This window comes from Saccharomonospora iraqiensis subsp. paurometabolica YIM 90007, from assembly GCF_000231035.2.
In the GTDB taxonomy this organism is placed as follows: Bacteria; Actinomycetota; Actinomycetes; order Mycobacteriales; family Pseudonocardiaceae; genus Saccharomonospora; species Saccharomonospora paurometabolica.
Genome location: NZ_KI912185.1, coordinates 82,384 through 85,918, shown reverse-complemented (window position 1 = coordinate 85,918; position 3,535 = coordinate 82,384). Strand labels below are relative to the sequence as shown.

Genomic DNA, 3,535 nt, shown 5'->3' with positions numbered 1-3,535 from the left:
CCGGGAGGGCCGGGAGGGCCGGGAGGGCACGGTCGTCAGACCGGGATGACCGTCGGGACGATCATCGGCCTGCGCCGGTAGGTCTCGCCGACCCACCGCCCCACCACCCGGCGCACCGCCTGGGCGATCTGGTGGGCGTCGACGATGCCCTCCGACTCGGTGCGGGACAGCTCCATCTCCACCAGCCCGGCCACCTCGTCGAGCGCCTTCGGGTCGTCGGAGAATCCCCGGCCGGACAGGGTCGGCCTGCCCATCGCCCGCCCGGTGGTCGAGTCGACCGCGACCGTGATCGCGATGAATCCGCCCTCACCGAGGACGAGCCGGTCGGACAGGGTGGACTCGCCCACGTCCCCGACCGACAGGCCGTCGACGTAGACCATGCCGACCTCGACGCGGCCGCTGACCGTCGCCTGCCCCTCGACCAGGTCGACCACCACGCCGTCCTCGGCGAGCACCACGTTCTCCTCCGGCACGCCGGTGCGCACCGCGAGCGCCGCGTTGGCCCGCAGGTGCCGCCATTCGCCGTGCACCGGCATCACGTTGCGCGGCCGGACCGCGTTGTAGAGGAACAGCAGCTCGCCCGCGGGCGCGTGCCCGGAGACGTGCACCTGGGCGTTGCCCTGGTGGATCACCTCGGCACCGAGCCGCACCAGCCCGTTGATCACCCCGAACACGGCGGTCTCGTTGCCCGGGATCAGCGAGCTGGCCAGCACGACCGTGTCGTTCTCCCGGATCGCGATCTGCTTGTGCTCGCCGCGCGCCATCCGGGACAGCGCCGACAGCGGCTCCCCCTGCGATCCGGTGGAGACGAACAGGACCTTCGTCTCGGGCAGGTTGACCGCCTCGTCGAGATCGATCAGCAGTCCCTGCGGGATGTTCAGCAGCCCCAGGTCGGCCGCGATCGTCATGTTGCGCACCATCGACCGGCCCACCAGCGCCACCCGGCGCCCGTGCCGCTGCGCCGCGTCGAGGACCTGCTGGACCCGGTGCACGTGGCTGGCGAAGCAGGCCACGATGACCCGCTGGCGCACCCGGGCGATCACGTCGTCGAGCACGGGGCCGATGTCGCTCTCCGGGGTGACGAACCCGGGCACCTCGGCGTTGGTGGAGTCGATGCACAGCAGGTCGACCCCGGACTCACCCACCCGGGAGAACCCGGCCAGATCGGTCAGCCTGCCGTCCAGCGGGAGCTGGTCCAGCTTGATGTCGCCGGTGTGCAGCACCGTGCCCGCCGGGGTGCGCAGGGACAGTGCCAGCGCGTCCGGGATGGAGTGGTTGACGGCGAAGAACTCCAGCTCGAACGGACCCACGGTGCGGGTCTGTCCCTCGGCGACCTCGTGCAGCACCGGCTTCTGCCGGTGCTCCTTGCACTTGGCCGACACCAGCGCGAGCGTGAACCGCGAACCGTGGATCGGCAGGTCCGGCCGCATCCGCAGCAGGAACGGCACCGCCCCGATGTGGTCCTCGTGCCCGTGGGTGAGCACCAGCGCGTCGATGTCGTCGAGCCGGTCCTCGATCGCGCGGAAGTCGGGCAGGATCAGGTCGACGCCGGGTTGGGCGTCCTCCGGGAAGAACACCCCGCAGTCGACGATGAGCAGCCTGCCGCCGTACTCGAAGACGGTCATGTTCCGGCCGACCTCGCCGATGCCGCCGAGCGCGACCACCCGCAGGCCGCCCTCGGGCAGGGGTGGCGGCCGGTGGGTCGGCCCCGGCCCCGGGGTGCTCCTCGCCGGGGTCCGGGCGGCGTCGGTGGGCTGCTGTGAGGGTTTTCCGGTCACGGGTGGATGGTCCCAACGCTCGTGTGGGTGGTGGGGGTGACGTAGGCCGCCGCCGAGTCGGCCTGGGCCACCCGGTTGCTCGCCCAGTCGCTGGACGGCGACATCTCCAGGGGCACACCGGCCTGGGTCAGGTCGGCCGCGATGGCGCGCACCTGCTCGTCCGAGGCGGGCACCATCGGCAGCCGGGGGTCGCCGACCTCGTAGCCGCGCAGCCGCAGGGCCGTCTTGGCGAACACGACCCCGCCGACCCGGGAGAACGCGCGGAAAACCGGCAGCATCCCGCGGTGGTTGGTGCGGGCGGTGGAGGTGTCGCCGTCCTCGTACGCCTCGATCATGGCGCGGATCCGGCCCGCGACGACGTGCCCGATGACACTGACCACGCCGGTTGCGCCGACCGACAGCCACGGCAGGTTCAGCGCGTCGTCGCCGGAGTAGTAGGCCAGGTGCGTGTTGGCGATGACCTCACTGCCCGCCAGCAGGTCCCCCTTGGCGTCCTTGACCGCGAGGATGCGCGGGTGCTCGGCGAGCCGGCGCAGGGTGTCCACCTCGATCGGCACGATCGAGCGCGGGGGGATGTCGTACAGCATCACCGGCAGGTTCGTCGCGTCGGCCACCGTGGTGAAGTGCGCGTACACCCCGGCCTGCGTCGGCCGCGAGTAGTAGGGGGTCACCACGAGGACGCCGTGCGCGCCCGCCTTCTCGGCCTGGCGGACCAGCTCCACACTGTGCGCCGTGTCGTAGGTGCCCGCACCGGCGACGACGGTCGCGCGGTCACCGACGGCCTCCACGACGGCGCGGATGACGTCGGCCTTCTCGTCGTCGCGCGTGGTCGGGCTCTCCCCGGTGGTGCCGTTCACGACGAGGCCGTCGTTGCCCAGCTCCAGCAGGTGCACGGCGAGTTCCTGCGCCCGCTTCAGGTCCGGGGCACCCTCGGCGGTGAACGGCGTGACCATGGCGGTGAGCACGCGGCCGAACGGTCTGCCCGGCGCGGCGGTGGGCGGAGTGGGCGGTTCGATCGACATGGACCCGACGGTACCTGTTCGGTCCGGCGCCCACCGTGCCGACCACCGTCCCCGCGGGGTATCCGTCGCCCGCCCGCGGGTGGGTGCGGATCTGCCGGTCACCGGCCGGGCACACGGGAAGTTCTGTGGCCGACCACCTACCGGACGACCTGCCGCACCGGACGGGTCAACTGGTCGCCGTCGGCGTGCTGCACGAAGCACAGCACGTTGCGGACGATGCCGTCGTCGGAGGCGAACCGGTCCGGGTCCTTCTCCCATTCCGTCCTGGTGGGGACCACCGTGCGGTACGCGAGCTCGTGTCGCAGCTCGTCGTCGATGCGGTTGGAGTCGAACTTCAACTCGCAGGCCGCCTCGCCGAAGCGGCGCAACTGCTCGTGTCCGGGATAGCGCACCGGCTCGGCATCGGTCTCGTCGGAATCGCCCACCGGCCAACTCCGCTCGAACAGTTCGGCGTCGTGCGGCTCGTCGCAGTCGACCCAGTTGCTGTCGGCGAGCACCCGTCCCGGTTCGATGCGGGTGTTCACGCACCGGTCGTTCCAGTCGAGGTTGACCTCGGTGAGGTCGCCGTCGTCCCCGTAGGTCAGCGTGGGTAACCGCGCGTTGTCCGACGGCGGCGACCACACCGGTCTCCCGAGGAAGAAACCCCCCACCAGTAGCGCCACCGCCGCCACCGCGCCCCCGACGACGGCGGCCGTGCGCCGGGTGCCGCGTGAGGCCGCGCCCGGAGCGGCACCT

The 3,535-nt window shown here is 72.0% G+C and carries 2 protein-coding genes and 1 pseudogene; all 3 read right to left on the bottom strand.

Annotation, left to right across the window (positions count from 1 at the left end; genetic code table 11):
• Positions 1-35: 35 nt before the first annotated feature.
• Positions 36-1,685, bottom strand: coding sequence for a ribonuclease J (locus tag SACPADRAFT_RS0200485; protein WP_051442330.1), 1,650 nt, complete (start codon positions 1,683-1,685; stop codon positions 36-38).
• Between the two features lie 89 nt (positions 1,686-1,774).
• On the bottom strand, positions 1,775-2,800 hold the full coding sequence (gene dapA, locus SACPADRAFT_RS0200480) for a 4-hydroxy-tetrahydrodipicolinate synthase (protein ID WP_007026956.1): 1,026 nt from the start codon (positions 2,798-2,800) through the stop codon (positions 1,775-1,777).
• A 137-nt stretch (positions 2,801-2,937) separates the two neighbouring features.
• A pseudogene (locus tag SACPADRAFT_RS0200475) lies at positions 2,938-3,535 on the bottom strand (serine/threonine-protein kinase); the annotation flags it as partial.

Coding starts and splice junctions, on each gene's coding strand:
- dapA (WP_007026956.1), bottom strand. CDS start 2,800: ATGTCGATCGAACCGCCCACTCCGCCCACCGCCGCGCCGGGCAGACCG.